The sequence below is a fragment of the Halorubrum sp. T3 genome, from assembly GCF_000296615.1.
In the GTDB taxonomy this organism is placed as follows: Archaea; Halobacteriota; Halobacteria; order Halobacteriales; family Haloferacaceae; genus Halorubrum; species Halorubrum ruber.
This window is the reverse complement of the sequence record NZ_JH815329.1, coordinates 101,639-117,005: the sequence shown is the minus strand read 5'-3', so window position 1 is coordinate 117,005 and position 15,367 is coordinate 101,639. Positions and strand designations below refer to the sequence as shown.

12 protein-coding genes are annotated in these 15,367 nt (G+C 70.4%); 6 read left to right on the top strand and 6 right to left on the bottom strand.

Annotated features, from left to right (window positions below; all coding sequences use genetic code 11):
* Positions 1-41: 41 nt before the first annotated feature.
* The 5 genes from B378_RS0102705 to B378_RS0102685 are packed head-to-tail and all read right to left on the bottom strand — an operon-like array spanning position 42 to position 6,082.
* Positions 42-1,121, bottom strand: coding sequence for an ABC transporter ATP-binding protein (locus B378_RS0102705; RefSeq protein ID WP_017342292.1), 1,080 nt, complete (start codon positions 1,119-1,121; stop codon positions 42-44).
* Positions 1,118-2,398 carry an ABC transporter ATP-binding protein gene (locus tag B378_RS0102700; RefSeq protein WP_017342291.1) on the bottom strand — a complete coding sequence of 427 codons (1,281 nt, stop codon included), beginning with the start codon at positions 2,396-2,398 and terminating at the stop codon, positions 1,118-1,120. Before B378_RS0102700 ends, B378_RS0102705 begins: the two co-directional genes overlap by 4 nt.
* Entirely contained in the window at positions 2,395-3,414 is a 1,020-nt protein-coding gene (locus tag B378_RS0102695) for an ABC transporter permease (RefSeq protein ID WP_017342290.1), read from the bottom strand. The genes B378_RS0102700 and B378_RS0102695 overlap by 4 nt, the downstream gene beginning before the upstream one ends.
* A 1-nt stretch (position 3,415) precedes the next feature.
* The gene (locus B378_RS0102690; protein ID WP_017342289.1) at positions 3,416-4,408 is read right to left on the bottom strand and encodes an ABC transporter permease; all 993 of its coding nucleotides are present in this window, start codon (positions 4,406-4,408) and stop codon (positions 3,416-3,418) included.
* Positions 4,409-4,444: 36 nt separating this feature from the next.
* The gene (locus B378_RS0102685) at positions 4,445-6,082 is read right to left on the bottom strand and encodes an ABC transporter substrate-binding protein (RefSeq protein ID WP_017342288.1); all 1,638 of its coding nucleotides are present in this window, start codon (positions 6,080-6,082) and stop codon (positions 4,445-4,447) included.
* A gap of 180 nt (positions 6,083-6,262) precedes the next feature.
* Between B378_RS0102685 and B378_RS0102680 the strand changes: the two genes are divergently transcribed.
* The 6 genes from B378_RS0102680 (at position 6,263) to B378_RS0102655 (ending at position 12,822) form a co-directional block, all read left to right on the top strand.
* On the top strand, positions 6,263-6,718 hold the full coding sequence (locus B378_RS0102680) for a hypothetical protein (protein ID WP_017342287.1): 456 nt from the start codon (positions 6,263-6,265) through the stop codon (positions 6,716-6,718).
* A gap of 117 nt (positions 6,719-6,835) precedes the next feature.
* Positions 6,836-7,549 carry a phosphoribosyltransferase family protein gene (locus B378_RS0102675; protein ID WP_007344990.1) on the top strand — a complete coding sequence of 238 codons (714 nt, stop codon included), beginning with the start codon at positions 6,836-6,838 and terminating at the stop codon, positions 7,547-7,549.
* Positions 7,550-7,675: 126 nt separating this feature from the next.
* Positions 7,676-9,055, top strand: coding sequence for an NCS2 family permease (locus B378_RS0102670; RefSeq protein WP_017342286.1), 1,380 nt, complete (start codon positions 7,676-7,678; stop codon positions 9,053-9,055).
* A gap of 492 nt (positions 9,056-9,547) precedes the next feature.
* Positions 9,548-11,035, top strand: coding sequence for a glycerate kinase (locus tag B378_RS0102665; RefSeq protein ID WP_017342285.1), 1,488 nt, complete (start codon positions 9,548-9,550; stop codon positions 11,033-11,035).
* Positions 11,036-11,055: 20 nt separating this feature from the next.
* Positions 11,056-12,114 carry an alanine dehydrogenase gene (locus tag B378_RS0102660; RefSeq protein WP_017342284.1) on the top strand — a complete coding sequence of 353 codons (1,059 nt, stop codon included), beginning with the start codon at positions 11,056-11,058 and terminating at the stop codon, positions 12,112-12,114.
* A 42-nt stretch (positions 12,115-12,156) separates the two neighbouring features.
* The gene (locus B378_RS0102655) at positions 12,157-12,822 is read left to right on the top strand and encodes a dihydrofolate reductase (protein ID WP_017342283.1); all 666 of its coding nucleotides are present in this window, start codon (positions 12,157-12,159) and stop codon (positions 12,820-12,822) included.
* Between the two features lie 35 nt (positions 12,823-12,857).
* Here the strand turns inward: B378_RS0102655 and B378_RS0102650 are convergent, their stop codons facing one another.
* Positions 12,858-15,362, bottom strand: coding sequence for an extracellular solute-binding protein (locus B378_RS0102650; protein WP_017342282.1), 2,505 nt, complete (start codon positions 15,360-15,362; stop codon positions 12,858-12,860).
* Positions 15,363-15,367: the final 5 nt, after the last annotated feature.

The window sequence follows — 15,367 nt, the reverse complement described above, 5'->3', positions numbered from 1 at the left end:
CCGTCGCCGCGACGGGGACGCGCGGCCGCCCGCGGGCAGGGTCAGTCGTCCGCCGGTTCGCCGGCGTCCGCCGCGTCCGACTCGTCGCTGGCCGCCGCATTCTCGCCGATCGGCTCGCTGTCCCAGTACGCGTGGTCGTCGTCCGTCCGGAAGCAGGTCGCCGTCCGGCCGTCGCCGACGTCGTATCCCGGCGGCGCCGACTCCCGGCAGGCCGCGCGCGCCTCCGGACAGCGCGTGTGGAACCGACAGCCCGCCGGCGGGTTCCGCGGCGAGGGCACGTCGCCGTGGAGCGTCTCGAACTCCTCGTCGCGCGCCTCCGTGCTCGCCCGCGGGACGCTCGACAGCAGCGCCTTCGTGTACGGGTGCGCGGGGTCGTCGAAGATCTCCTCGACCGGGCCGATCTCGACGATCTCCCCCAAGTACATCACCGCGACGCGGTCGCAGACGTGGCGGACCACGCCGAGGTTGTGCGCGATGAAGAGGAACGTGAGCCCGAAGTCCTCCTGCAGGTCTTCGAGCAGGTTGAGGATCTGCGCCTGAACGCTCACGTCGAGCGCCGACACCGGCTCATCGAGGACGACGAAGTCGGGGTCCAAGGCGAGCGCCCGCGCGATCCCGATCCGCTGGCGCTGACCCCCGGAGAACTCGTGCGGGTAGCGGTCGATCTGGTCGGCGGAGAGGCCGACGCGTTCCAGCAGATCCCGGGCCGTCTCGCGGCGCCCCTGCTTGTCCTCGATGTCGTGGATCCGGAGCCCCTCCGTGACGATGTCGCCGGTGGTCATCCGCGGGTCGAGGCTGGAGAACGGGTCCTGGAACACGATCTGCGCGCGCCGCCGGAACTGGTTCAGCTCCGCGTCGGTCATCCCGCGGACGTCCGTCCCGTCGAAGGTGATCTCGCCCTCGGTCGGCTCGCGCAGCCGTAGCACCGTCTCGCCGGTCGTCGACTTCCCGCAGCCGGACTCGCCGACGAGCCCCAGCGTCTCGCCCTCCCGAACCTCGAAGGAGACGCCGTCGACCGCCTTCACGCTCTCTGACTCCTGGCCGAGCAGGCGGTCGACGAGCGACGGGTCGTCCGCGTAGTACTTCTTTAACCCCTCGACGGAGAGCAGCGGGTCGCTCATTCCCCCTCACCCCCGTCGGTCGCGGCCGCGGCCCCGTCGTCGGGATCGGCTGCCTCGCCGGCCTCGCCGAAGTAGTCGTCCGGGAGCGCGTCGGCCGGGTCGTACTCGCGGTCCGCGAGGACGCACTTGGCGCCGTGGTCGGCGGCGGCGTCGACAGTCGCCTCGGGCGGCTTGTCGAGGCACGCGTCCATCGCCTTCGGACACCGGTCGGCGAAGTAACACCGGTCGTCCATCTCGGCGTCGACCAGGCTCGGGACGTTGCCCGTGATCGGTTCGAGCCGTGCCTGCGGGTCGTCCACGTCCGGGATCGAGCCGAGTAACCCCTGCGTGTACGGGTGGACCGTGTCCTCGAACACCGAGTCGAGCGTGCCGCGCTCGACGACCTCGCCCGCGTACATCACGCAGACGCGGTCGCACATCTCCGCGATCACGCCGAGGTCGTGGGTGATGAGTACGATGCTCATCCCGCGGTCGGCCTGGATCTCCTTCAGCAGGTTCAGGATCTGCGCCTGAATCGTCACGTCGAGCGCGGTCGTCGGCTCGTCGGCGATCAGCACGTCGGGCTCGCCGGCGAGTGCCTGCGCGATCATCGCGCGCTGGAGCATCCCGCCGGAGAACTGCCCGGGGTACTCGTCGACGCGCTCCTCCGGGTCGGGGATCCCGACCTGTCCGAGCAGGTCGACCGCGCGCTCCATGCTCTCCTCGCTCGTGTAGTCGCGGCCGGGGACGAGCCCGTCGAGGAGGTACTTGCCGAGCCCGTACCCCTGCGTCCGCGAGCGCGTCGAGCGCGGGTTCGCCCGCGCCCGGCGCTGTACCTCGACCGCCTCGGCGATCTGCTCGCCGACTGTGATCGAGGGGTTGAAGCTGCTCATCGGGTCCTGGAAGATGACGCTGAACGAGGGACCACGCAGCGAGCGTCGGACGCGCGGCGGCACCGTCCGGAGGTCGACGTGGTCGCCGTCGACCCGCACGGCGTCGTTCCCGCGGAACTCCTCGGCGAGGTCTGGGTCGCGGTACCACACCTCGCCGGCGGTGATCCGGCCGGGGGTCTCGACGAGGTCGACGAGCGACAGCGCGGTCACCGACTTGCCGGAGCCGGACTCGCCGACGACGCCGAGGATCTCGTCTTCCCGGAGGTCGAACGACACCGACTCCACCGCGTTGATCTGCCCCTCCTCGGTGAAAAAGCGGGTCGAGAGGTCGCGGACCGAGAGCACGTCGCCGGGCGCGGGCGCCCCCGTCGGGGCCGCGTCGCCGGTCTCGAAGGCGTCGCTCATGCGGCACCCCCTTCGCCCTCGATGCCGGGGTCCAAGGCGTCACGCAGCCAGTCGCCGAGCAGGTTGATCCCGATCACCGACAGCATGATCGCGAGCCCGGGGATCGAGGCGATCCACCACTGGCCGGAGGAGACGTAGTCGCGCCCCTGCGCGATGTCGAAGCCCCACGACAGCGTGGTCCCGGAGAAGCCGAGGAACGACAGCGAGCTCTCCAAGAGGATGATCGCCGCCACCTGCACCGTCCCGAGGACGATGATCGGCGTGACCGCGTTCGGGAGGATGTGCCGGAGGATGATCGTGTTGTCGTCGGCACCGAGCGCGCGCGACGCCTTCACGTACTCCTGCCCGCGCAGGGAGAGCGCCTCCCCGCGGGCGACGCGGGCGAACCACACCCAGTTGACGAGGCCGACGACGATCACCACCGTTATCGGCAACACGAAGCTCTCGGGCATCTCCGGCGCGAGGCCGGCGACGACGAACGGGTCGGGGATGTCCACCGCCGCCCGCCCCCACAGCCCGATCAGCGCGACCGCCAACACGAGCGAGGGGAACGCGAGGCTCACGTCCGCGATCCGCATCAGCGCGTCGTCGACGCGCCCGCGGTGATAGCCGGCGAGTAAGCCGACCGGCACGCCGATCGACGCCGCCAGCAGCGTGCCAAGCACGCCGACGGCGAGCGATGTCCGAGCGCCGTACACCACCCGCGAGAACATGTCGCGACCAAGCCCGTCGGTGCCGAACACGTGGTCGGGGTCCGCGGTGATCTCCACCTCCTCGGTGACCGTCTGGATCTCGCCGTCGACCATCTGCGAAGAGGTCCGCTCTTCCGTCTGCGAGAAGCCGATCGGCGGCAGCTCGCTCTGGTTGAGCTGTTGGTCGGTCGGGTTGTGGGGCGCGATGAACGGGGCGAACACGGCGGTCAACACGATGACCACCACCAGCGCCAGCCCGAGCTTCGCGAGCCCGCTCTGTCTGAACTCCTTCTTGAGATTGCGTATGACACGTGAAGAGACCATGTTAGTCGTTCACCACCTCCGGGTCGAGGTAGGCGTACACCACGTCGACGAGGATGTTGACGAGGACGAAGCTCGTCCCGATGACGATGAGACTGCCCTGTAGCGTCGGCCAGTCTCGGGTGTTGATACTGTCGATGACGAGCGTGCCGAGTCCCGGCCACGAGAACACCGCCTCCGTGATGACGGCGCCGCCGATCAGCGTCCCGAGCTGGAGCCCGAGGACGGTGATCACGGGGATCAGCGTGTTCCGGAGCGCGTGCTTGTACCGGATCAGGGTCTGCGGGAGCCCCTTGGCCCGCGCGGCCTGAACGTACCCCTTGCTGAGCTCGTCGAGCATTCCCGACCGCGTCAGTCTGGTGATGAGCGCCATGAAGTACGTGCCGAGGGCGATCGCGGGCAGCGTGATGTACGCGAGCCACGTCAGCAGCGTCCCGACGAACGGTTCGGCGTTGACGACCGACAGCGCGACGTCGACGACGGTGGCCCCGCGGCCGCTGGTGTTGAAGATGTTGAACTCCACGGCGAACACGAGGATGAGCATGATCCCGAGCCAGAAGTTCGGCGTCGAGATACCGCCGAGCGACAGCAGCGTCGCGCCGTAGTCGACCGGTTCGTTGCGCCGGGTGGCGCTGATCACGCCCAGCGGGATCGCGAGGACGATGGCGACGACGCTGGCGGCGACCGCCAGTTCGACCGTCGCGGGGAGGCGACCGAACACGAGCGTCGCGACGTCCTGGCCGCGGATGTAGGAGAACCCCATGTCGCCGCGAAGGAGGTCGAAGATGTACTGCCCGTACTGGACGTACAGCGGCTGGTCGAGCCCCAGCTCGGCGGCGATCGCCTGTCGCGTCTCCTGCGAAGCGTCGAGCGGTGCGACCGCGTTGATCGGGCTGCCGGGCGTGACGAACCGGAGCGCGAACACGACGGTGACGACGCCCCAGACGACGCCGATCCCTTGGAGGCTTCTTTTGAGTGCGAATCTTCCGAGTGACATTAATAACGATGTAGAGCGGTGGGGGTAGGGGTCGCGTTACTGTTGCGTGGCGGTGTCCGGGTCGATGAACTCGTCGGCCCGCGGCTCCCAAGAGATATCGCTGGAGACGCCGTAGACGCTGAACTGCTGGTGCATGAACACCCACGGCGCGAGGTCGTGGGCGAGCTGGTTCGCCTCCTGAAGGATGTCGACCCGCTCGTCGGGATCCCGGGTCGACTCCGCCTCTTCGAGGAGCCCGTCGAGCTCGTCGTTCTTCAAGATCGTGAGCGCGCCCTCGGAGGAGAGCAACGGCGTCAGGGTCTGGCTCCCGTCGAACTCGGCGTTCCCCCACCCGAGGAGGGTGAAGTGCGGGCGGTCCTCGATGTTCGGCGCGGTGACGTCCTGGACGAGCGAGGAGAACTCGCGCTGTTGCAGCTCACAGGAGACGTTCGACAGCGAGTCGATCTGGTTGGCCGCCGCCTGCGCGATCTCGACGTCGCGGAGGTAGCGCCCGATCGGCGTCTGAAGCGTGATCTCCGCGCCGGCGTATCCCGACTCCTCGACGAGCCGCTCGGCCTCGGCGGGGTCGTACGGGTACGGCTCGATGTCGGGGTTGTAGCCGACGTGGCCCTCCAGCGTCGGCTGTCCGGTGATGTTGCCGAAGCCGTTGAGCACGTTCTCGATGATGCTCCCGACGTCGACCGCGTGGTTCATCGCCTGCCGGAACTGCTGGCTGGAGAACGGCTCCACGTCGTAGCGCATCTGGAGGAAGATGATCCGCGCGCTCGCCACGGAGTTGATCGTCGCGACGTCGGAGCTGTTCACCCGAGAGACCTCGTTCGGCGGGACGTTCGTCACGATGTCCGTCTCCTCGGCGAGCAGCTGGTTGACCCGCGTGCTCGACTCGCTGGAGGCGGTCATGGAGAGTTCGTCGACCGCCGGCGCGCCGTCCCAGTAGTCCTCGTTCGGCCCGTAGCGGACCACGTTGCCAGACTGGTACTCGGTGAGACGGAACGGCCCCGTCCCGTTCGCGTTCCGGTTGATGTAGTCGGTGCCGTTCTCCTCGACCCACGACTGCTGCATGATGTCGCCGTTCGTCGCGAACAGCTGGAACGCGATCGGGTTGTACCCCTCGAAGGAGACCGTCACCTCCCCGTCGCCGGTCGTGACCTCCGAGACCGAGCCGAGGTCGTTCGTCTGCGGACTGACGATGCCGACGTCGTTGAAGACGATCCGGCGGATGCTGAACCGGACGTCCTCCGCGGTCAGGTCGTCGCCGTTGTGGAACGTGACGCCGTCGCGCAGCACGAACCGGACGCTGCCGTCGTCCGTGCGCTCCCACTCGTTGGCGAGCCCGGCGATGATGCCGCCCTCCTTGTCGCGGTCGAGCAGGCCCTCGTACATCTGCCCGGTGATGATCTCGGTGTTCGTCTCGGCGTGGTCCTGCGGGTCGAGTCCGGAGTCCATCTGGCCCATGGTGACGCCGAGTTCGAACGCGTCGTCGCCCCCGTCGGAGCCGTCCTCGCCGTCCGAGCCGTCCCCGCCGTCCATACCGTCCTCGCCGTCCGAGCCGTCCGAGCCGTCACCGCCGTCGCCGCCGTTTCCGGAACAGCCAGCGAGGCCGACCGCACCGGCCGTTCCCGCGTACTTGAGCACCGTCCGCCTGTCGACGTGATCGTCGTTGTCAGTAGGCATAGGCGATACCAAACCATAGAGCGTTATGAACCTACCGGCAGAGGTCGCTCCTTTTTCGACCGGCCGCCGGAGACCGGTTGACGAAACGACGCACCGGAGTGCGGGTGTGAGGGGGAAAGCGGAAACCGACGCGAAGGGAAACCGACGCCTATGTAGGGGGGCCGGCGGTAGACGAGCGGTATGGACGCACCCGATCCCGGACCGCGGTGGGACGCGGTCGAGGAGGACGCGGAATCGACGGCGGCGGCGTACCGAGAGCGCGGCTGGACCGCGATCGCCGGGCACCCCGGACAGGTGAACCCCGTCGCGGACGCCGGCCGGATCGACGTACTCTTACCCGAGTCGGAGTTCGACGCGGCGCTTTCCGCTGTCGACGACGCCGCGATCGACGGCGTCGACGTGTACGCGGGCGCCGCCGACAGGGTCGCGTACCGGCTGGTGGTCGCGACCGACGAGGCGGCACAGGTGGCGCTGTGCGTGCCGACGTACCTCGCGAGCGACGACCTCGCCGCGCTGCGCGCGGCCGCCGAGGCGGCGGGGACGCTCACCGTGCGGCTGCGCCCCCTCGACGACCGCGACCACGTCGAGATCGCGATCGACGAGCCCGCCGTCTTCTTCGACGCGCCCGAGGCGTGAGGCGGTCGCAGCGGTCGACACGAGTCCCGACCGCATCGCCCTGGGACGCACGCTCGTGCGTATCGGCGCCACGATCGACTTCGACGTATTCATAGTTGTGCGATCGCGATCATTCCCATGAACCGCGCAGAGAAGGCGGCCCTCCAGCTACAGGCGGTCGCCGTGTTGCGGATGCTGAAGGAGACGCGAACGTACGAGGAGCTGTCGGAGGTGACCGGGCTGCCCGCGGGCGACCTGAACCGGTACGTGAACGGGCACGTGCTGCCCGGCACCGACCGCGCGAGCGAGGTCGTCGAGTCGGTCGGCCGCGAGGCGCTCGCCGACGAGCTGGTCGCGCGCGTCGAGTTCGACGACGAGGGGTACGTGGACAACTCCGGCGTCGTCTTCGACCAGTCGTTCCTCGATCTGGTGGCGCCGGTCGCGGCGGAGACGTTCGAGTTCGAGTCGCCCGACGTGGTCCTGACTGCCGCGACCGACGGGATCACGCTCGGCGCGGCGATGGCCTCCTTCTTCGACGCGCGCTTGGCGTACGCGAAGAAGTCGAAAGAGACCGCCGTCGAGGAGTTCATCGAGTCGCGCCAGCGGCTCGCCTCCGGCATCGAGCTCACCTACTACCTCCCCGCGAGCGCGATCGACGCCGGCGACACGGTGTTAGTCGTCGACGACCTCATCCGCTCGGGCGAGACCCAAGAGCTCCTCTTGGACATCGCGCTCCAGGGCGACGCCGACGTCACCGGCGTGTTCGCGCTCATCGCCGTCGGCGACGAGGGGATGGACCGCGCGCGAGCGATCACCGACGCGCCGGTCGGGGCGCTGACGACGTTCGAGTAGCCACGTTCGCGCATACTATTTGTTCATAAACAGGAGATATCCCCTTTTCGATCCACACTCGTGGATAACTAAGCGCGGCGTTCAGCAAGGCTTATCATCCGATCCCGGGGAACACTCACCCGTTCAATGGGCCTTTCAGACACGCTGGCCGCGCGGTTCGACGTGGAGTCGCACGGGTCGGACGTTCGGACGGAGATAATCGCCGGGCTCACGACGTTCCTCGCGATGTCGTACATCATCGTCGTGAACCCCGCCATCCTCTCGGAGGCGATCCAGATCGAGGGGTACGGGCAGGGAGAGGTGTTCCAGATGATTGCCATCGCGACGATCCTCTCGGCGGCGATCGCGACGGCCGTGATGGCGCTGTACGCGAACCGGCCGTTCGGGCTCGCGCCCGGGCTCGGGCTCAACGCCTTCTTCGCGTACACGGTCGTGCTGGGACTCGGCGTCCCGTGGCAGACGGCCCTCGCCGCCGTCTTCGTCGAGGGGGTCCTGTTCATGCTCCTGACCGCGGTCGGCGCACGAGAGTACGTCATCCGGCTGTTCCCCGAGCCGGTGAAGCGCTCCGTCGGCGCCGGTATCGGACTGTTCCTGCTGTTCATCGGCTTTCAGGAGCTCCAACTCGTCGTCCCCGACGACGCGACGCTCGTCACGCTCGGCGGGATCTTCGGGAATCCGTGGGCGATCCTCGGGCTGCTCGGGCTCGCGTTCACCTTCGCCCTCTGGGCGCGCGGGATCACGGGCTCGATCGTGATCGGCATCGTGACGACCTCGCTGGTCGGCTGGGGGCTCACCCTCGCCGGCGTCTTCGGGCGCGGCACGGTCACCCCGGAGTCGCTGCCGAGCGCGCAGTACGACATCACGCCGCTCGCGGGCGCGTTCGTCGACGGGCTGGGACAGATCGACCCGCTCACGTTCGTCCTCGTCGTGTTCACGTTCTTCTTCGTCGACTTCTTCGACACCGCCGGGACGCTCATCGGCGTCTCGCAGTTCGGTGACTTCCTCGACGAGGACGGCGACCTCCCGGACATGGACAAGCCGCTGATGGCCGACGCGGTGGGGACGACCGCCGGCGCGGTGCTCGGCACCTCCACGGTGACGACGTACATCGAGTCGTCGACCGGCGTCGAGGAGGGCGGCCGCACCGGCCTCACCGCCCTCGTCGTCGCGCTCCTCTTCCTCGCGTCGCTCGCGGTGATCCCCGTCGTCGCCGCCATCCCGGCGTACGCCTCCTTCATCGCGCTGATCGTCGTCGGCGTGATGATGCTCCAAGGGCTCGTCGAGGTCGACTGGCAGGACCCGGCGTGGGCCGTCTCCGCGGGGCTCACGGTCACCGTGATGCCGTTCGCCTACTCCATCGCCGACGGACTCGCGGCCGGCATCGTCGCCTACCCGCTGATCAAGGTCGCGGTCGGCGAGTACGACGAGGTCGCGCTCGGGCAGTACGTCATCGCGGCGCTGCTCGCCGCCTACTACGTGCTCCAGACGCGCGGCGTCATCTTCTAAGGCGGTCGACGAGCCGCGACGGCCGTTCCGCACACCGTTTTTGAGCTTATAAAGATCCACGAGCGGGAGCGTCGGCACTTATAAAAGACAGATGCGGTGGCGCGTGCCGACGAGCGGCCGACAGGCCGCGAGTCGCACGCGCGAGGGAGTCGGTGGTCCGGAGCGAAGCGGAGGACCACCGACGAGGCTGGGGAGGCGTGAGGCGCTGTGCGGTCGCGGTCGGGTGGGACTCAAAGGGGCAGTCGCGAGGACGGCGCAGACGACGTAAGCACCGCAGCGAGTGAGCGGAGCGAACGAGCGAGGAGCGCAACGAGTGTGCGCCGTCCTCGCGACTGGGGCTTTGGTGGTGTTCGCCGTCAGTCCGCTCTCAGCTATTTATAAACGAGCGACTGGGGCTTTGGTGGTGTTCGCCGTCAGTCCGCTCTCAGCTATTTATAATGGCAGAACGCTCTTGAGCTGCCGGCACGCATCCCGACCGAGGCGACCGAACCAATGCCCGATCAGTCCGACGAGTTCCGCGTAACCGTCGCCGACCGGGAGCGACACGCGAGCGACCCGGCTCGCGAACTCGCGCTCGACTGCGTTACCGCGGGGATCGAGGCGGCCCACCCGGAGCGAGTGGTCGCGGACGCGCTTTCTCTCCACGATGAGACCCTGATGGTCACCGCCGTCGACGACACCTCGACGACCGTTAACCTCGACGCGTACGATCGCGTCCTCGTCGTCGGCGCCGGCAACGCCGCGGGGCATTTCGCGGCCGCAGTCGAGCACCTGCTCGGCGACCGGATCGACGGCGGCGCGGTCGTCACGGACGACCCCGTCGAGACCGATCGAGTCGCGGTCCTGGCCGGCGACCATCCCACGCCGAGCGAGACGGGCGTCGAGAGCGCCCGGGAGGTCCGCGAGGTCGCGGTCGACGCCGGCGAGGACGACCTCGTGATCGGCCTGCTCACCGGCGGCGGGAGCGCGCTGCTCGCCGCGCCCGCCGCGGGGATCGGCCTCGACGACCTCCGCGAGACGACCGAGGCGCTGCTCGCGAGCGGCGCGACCATCGCGGAGATCAACGCGGTCCGGAAACACTGCTCGGCGGTGAAGGGGGGACGCCTCGCGCGGGCGGCCGCCCCCGCCGACGTCCTCGGCCTCGCGATAAGCGACGTCACCGGCGACGACCCGGCCGTGATCGCGAGCGGCCCCCTCTCGCCCGATCCGACGACGTACGCGGACGCGCTCGCGGTGCTCGACCGATACGGGATCGACGCCCCGGCCGCCGCGACCGACCGGCTCGAACGCGGTGCCGCGGGCGAGCTCGCGGAGACCCCGGGACCGGGCGATCCCCCGTTCGACGGCGACGGCGTCGACATCCGGATCGTCGCAAGCGCGCGCACCGCCCTGAACGCCGCCCGCGGGGTCGCCGCGGCGCGCGGGTACGAGCCGCTCGTGCTCTCCTCGCGGGTGCGCGGCGAGGCGCGCGAGGCGGCGAAGACCCACGCGGCGGTCGCAGAGGAGTGCCACGCGGCCGGCGAGCCCGCAGAGCCGCCCGCGGTCATCCTCTCGGCCGGCGAGGTGACGGTGACGCTCGGCGACGACGCCGGAGAAGGCGGCCCGAATCAGGAGTTCGCGCTGTCGGCCGCGCTCGAACTCGACGCGGCGGGCCCGGACGGCGCGAGAGAGGCGGGCCACGCCGCGGTCGCCGTCGCGAGCGTCGACACCGACGGGATCGACGGCGCCACGGACGCCGCGGGCGCGCTGGTCGACGACCGCCTCGTCGGGGACGGCCCCGACGGCGGCGCCGACGATGGCGGCAGCGACGGGTCGCTGGACCGCGAGGCGGCCGCGGACGCGCTCGACGCGCACGACGCGTACCCGCTCCTCGACGAGGTGGGCGCGCTGCTCCGGACCGGGCCGACCGGGACGAACGTCAACGACCTGCGCGCGATCGTGATTTCGGGGCCCGAACTGCGTTCGGAAGACACTAAGTAGCGGCTGGCAAATTCTGCGGCATGCAGACGCTGCTCCTCAACGCGGACGACGTCGACGAGAACGCCGAGATGGACCGCGTGATCGACGCGGTCCGCGGCGCGTTCACGGCCTACGAGCGCGGCGACGCGAAGATGCCGGCGAAGTCGTACATCGACCTCCCCGAGTACAACGGCGACTTCCGCTCGATGCCGGCGTACCTCGACGTGCGCGAGGAGGACGTCGCCGAGGAGACCGCGGCCGGCGACGGGTGGGACGCGGCCGGGATCAAGTGGGTGAACGTCCACACCGACAACCCCGCCGACCACGACCTCCCGACCGTGATGGGGACGATGATCTACTCCGACCCGGAGACGGCGTTCCCGCTCGCCGTCCTCGACGGGACGACGCTGACGATGAAGCGGACGGGCGCGGCCGCCGCGGTCGCGACCGACCACCTCGCCGTCCCCGACGCGAGCAGTCTCGGGATCGTCGGCGCCGGCGTCCAGTCGTACACGCAGCTCGAAGCGATCTCGACGGTACGAGACATCGAGGAGGTCGTGATCAGCGACCTCGACGAGGCGCGCGTCGCCGACTTCGTCGACGCGTTCGAAGGCCGGTTCGACGTGCGCGCGGGCTCGATCTCGGAGGCGGGCCACTGCGACGTGCTCTCGACGGTGACCCCCGTCGAGGACCCGATCGTCGGTCCGGACGACGTGGGCGATCACACTCATATCAACGCGATGGGCGCGGACGCCGAGGGCAAACACGAGCTCGCGGACGACCTCCTCTTAGACGCTACCGTCGTCATCGACGACCACGAGCAGTGCACCCACTCCGGCGAGATCAACGTCCCCTACGCCGCGGGGACGCTCACGGACGACGACATCTACGGCGAGATCGGCGAGATCGTCGTCGGCCGCCGCGCGGGCCGGCCCGGCACGTCAGGCACGCCGGCCGACGCCGACGGCGTGCGCGGCGTCAGCGTCTTCGACTCGACGGGGCTCGCGATCCAGGACGTGGCGGCCGCGCGCGTCGTCTACGAGCGCGCCGACGAACTGGACAACGGCTACCCGTTCGACCTGCTCGGCCTCGACGGCTGAACTCGACGCGTCGCTTTTGCCCCTCCGTCCCGTATCCGACCCGTGAGACTCGTCAGCGTCGCCGCGCTCGCGGAGAACCGCGTGATCGGGAGAGACGGCGAGGTGCCGTGGCCCCACATCGAGGCGGACGTCAGGCAGTACCGCGAGCGCGTCGCGGGCTCGCCGGTAATCCTCGGCCGCCGCACCTTCGACTCGATGCGCGGCGACCTCCCGGGGAGCCGGCAGATCGTCGTGAGCCGCAGCGTCGACGCCGTCGACGCCCCGACCGCGGTCGTCGCGAACGGCGTCGAGGAGGCGCTCGACCTGGCCCGTGACCTTGTCGGGTCGGCGCCCGCCCCGACGGCGGACGAGGAGGCAGCCGGCCCAACCGCGGACGCCGAGGCGGCCGAAGCGGGCACCGACGCGGACCGGGTCGCCGCCGAGGCGGACCGAGTCGCCGCCGAGGCAGACCCGATACCCGAGGAGTCGGCGGACGCCGGCGGGACCGGCACCCCCGGAGAGACCGACGATGTCGTCTACGTCCTCGGCGGCGGCGGGATCTACGAGCTGTTCCAGCCGCACCTCGACGAGATGGTCCTCAGCCACGTCGACGGCGCCTACGAGGGCGATACGCGCTACCCCGAGTGGGACGAAAGCGAGTGGGAGATCGCGGAGGAAACAGCGTACGACCGGTTCACGCTGCGCGAGTGGGCGCGTCGGGAGCGCTGAGCGGCTCTGCCCCCGACAGGGAACGATAGTCGGGGTTACGACCCGTCGGCACGCTCCTCGGCGTACCGTTCGAGCTGCAGGGCGGTGCTGTCGGCGAGCCGTTCGACCGCGGACTCGACACCGTGCTCGCGGGCGTCGACGGACGCCTCGGCGACGAGCGTCCGAACCGTGTCGAACGGGCCGATCCGGGCGCCGGTCGTGGCGACCGCGTCCTCGGCGTCGAGCAGCTGGTTTATCGCGGTGCGGTAGCCGGGGTTCTCGTCGAACCACCCGTCGCGGTCGAGCCGGTCGACCGCGCCCTCGTGGACCGGGAAGTAGCCGGTCTCGCGGTGCCAGCGCGCCTGTCGCTCCGGCGCCGCGAGCCAGCCGAGGAACGACGCGGCGGCGCGCTGCTCGGCCGGCGACGCGCCGTCCGCGACCCACAGCGACCCGCCGCCGACGACGACGCCGTGTCGCTCGTCGGCGACCGGGAAGTAGCCGACGTCGACCGGGAAGGATGCGCCCTCCCGGACGTCGACCATGGCGGAGGTGGAGCCGATCAGCATCCCGGCGCGCCCCTCGTGGAACGCCTCCCGGGCCTGCCCGCGGGCCTCGATACCGGGGTCGTGGTAGAGGCCGTCGGCCGCCATGTCGGCGATCCAGCGGTAGACCCGCTCGCCGACCGGCCCGTCGAACCGGCTCTCGGTCGGCGTGCCGCCCCGCCCGTTGTCGGCGTCGACGAGCGGCTCGCCGGCCTCGGCGAACCACTGCTCGACGAACCACGAGTACGTCGCGAACGTGATCCCCGTCTCGGTCGCGCCGCGCTCGACGAGCTGCTCGGCGCAGCGGCGGACCTCGTCGAACGTCTCCGGCGGGTCGTCGGGGTCTAACCCAGCGCGCTCGAACGCCGCGCGGTCGTAGTACAGCACGGGCGTCGACGCGTTGAACGGCATCGAGTGGAGGACGCCGTCGGTCCGGTAGTAGTTGGCCACGGGGTCGAGCAGGTCGTCGGGCGAGAAGCCTGCGGCCGCGGTGTCGGGATCGAGGAGGCGCTCGACGGGCATGAACGCCCCGCTGTCGAGCGCGCGCTGGGTGCCGATCTCGTAGAGGTGCGCGATCGCGGGCGGGTCGCCCCGGTCCGCCGCCGCGAGCGTCGCCTCGAACACGCCGCGGTAGCTCCCCTTCGAGGCGGGCCGGACCGCGACCCCGTCGGTCTCGGCCGCGAACTCGGCCGCGAACTCGTCGAGGAGCCGGGCCTTGCGGCCGCCGAACGCGTGCCAGAAGTCGAGGACGACCGCGTCGTCGGCCGCGGCGCCGTCCGCGTCGTAGGCGTCGAGCGCGTCGTCGAGGGTGCCGGTCCGGTCGGCGAGCGTCGAGGCCCCGGCGGCTACTTCCGCCAGCGACGTCTTCTGCGCGTGCGCGACCGCGGTGGCGTCGCCCGCGTCCGCGGCCGTCTCCTCCGCGAGGTCGCCGACCGACTCGACCGCGTCGACCACCGCCTCGATCGAGGTCGCCTGGTCGTCGGTGGCGTCGCGGATCTCCTCGACGCCGCTCGTCGTCTCCTCGACGTCGGCGGCGAGGTCGGTGAACGCCTCCAGTGCCTCCTCGGCGGTGGTTATCCCCTCGTCGGCGCGCTCGCGCATCTCGGCCATCTCGTCGACGGTCGCGTCCGTCTCGGCGCGCACCGACCGGATCGACGACTCGATCTCGCTGGTCGCGTCCCGCGCCTCCTCCGCGAGGCTCTTGACCTCCTCGGCGACCACCTCGAAGCCCGCGCCGGCCTCGCCCGCGCGGGCGGCCTCGATCGAGGCGTTGAGCGCGAGGATGTTCGTCTCGTCGGCGATGTCCTGGATCAGGTCGGTGACGTCCTCGATCGCCGCCACCTCGGATTCGAGCGTCTCGACCCGGTCGAGCGCCTCCTCCGTCCGCTCGTCGACGACGCGGAGCTCCTCGATGGCGGCGGTCGCGGCGTCGGTCCCCTCGTCGGTCCGCTCTGCGACGCCGGCCGCGGTCTCGGCCACCTCGTCCGCGGAGGCGGCGACCTCCTCGGTGGCGGCCGAGACGGTCTGGAGCTCGCTCGTCGCGGCCGCGATGTCGTCGCGCTGGCGGGTCGCGGCCGCCTCGATGTCGTCGACCGCGGCGTACACCTCGTCGCTCTGCGCCTTCGCGCGGTCGACGTTCGACCGGACGTGTTCGGTCGCGCCCGCCACCTCGTCGCCGAAGCCGTCGACGGCGGAGACGGTCTCGGCGACCCCGTCGACGAACTCGTTGAGCGTCGCCGCCAGCGCCGCCGCCTCGCCGTCGGCCTCCTCGGCCGGGAACCGCGCTCCGAGGTCGCCGTCGGCCAACTGTTCCGCGGCCTCACGGAACGCCGAGACCGGAACGTCGTCGCCCGCGGCGGCGCCGGAGGCCGCCGCCGTCTCGCCGGACGCAACCCCGCCGTCGGTGGTCGCGTCCGCGTCCGTCGATGCCGCCGAACGGTCCACGTTCGTCGATGCCGTCGAGCCGTCCCCGTCGGCGGAACCCCGCTCGGACCGGCGTCTCGCGTCGTCACTGTTCATTCGTC

Coding starts and splice junctions, on each gene's coding strand:
- B378_RS0102705 (WP_017342292.1), bottom strand. CDS start 1,121: ATGAGCGACCCGCTGCTCTCCGTCGAGGGGTTAAAGAAGTACTACGCG.
- B378_RS0102700 (WP_017342291.1), bottom strand. CDS start 2,398: ATGAGCGACGCCTTCGAGACCGGCGACGCGGCCCCGACGGGGGCGCCC.
- B378_RS0102695 (WP_017342290.1), bottom strand. CDS start 3,414: ATGGTCTCTTCACGTGTCATACGCAATCTCAAGAAGGAGTTCAGACAG.
- B378_RS0102690 (WP_017342289.1), bottom strand. CDS start 4,408: ATGTCACTCGGAAGATTCGCACTCAAAAGAAGCCTCCAAGGGATCGGC.
- B378_RS0102685 (WP_017342288.1), bottom strand. CDS start 6,082: ATGCCTACTGACAACGACGATCACGTCGACAGGCGGACGGTGCTCAAG.
- B378_RS0102680 (WP_017342287.1), top strand. CDS start 6,263: ATGGACGCACCCGATCCCGGACCGCGGTGGGACGCGGTCGAGGAGGAC.
- B378_RS0102675 (WP_007344990.1), top strand. CDS start 6,836: ATGAACCGCGCAGAGAAGGCGGCCCTCCAGCTACAGGCGGTCGCCGTG.
- B378_RS0102670 (WP_017342286.1), top strand. CDS start 7,676: ATGGGCCTTTCAGACACGCTGGCCGCGCGGTTCGACGTGGAGTCGCAC.
- B378_RS0102665 (WP_017342285.1), top strand. CDS start 9,548: ATGCCCGATCAGTCCGACGAGTTCCGCGTAACCGTCGCCGACCGGGAG.
- B378_RS0102660 (WP_017342284.1), top strand. CDS start 11,056: ATGCAGACGCTGCTCCTCAACGCGGACGACGTCGACGAGAACGCCGAG.
- B378_RS0102650 (WP_017342282.1), bottom strand. CDS start 15,362: ATGAACAGTGACGACGCGAGACGCCGGTCCGAGCGGGGTTCCGCCGAC.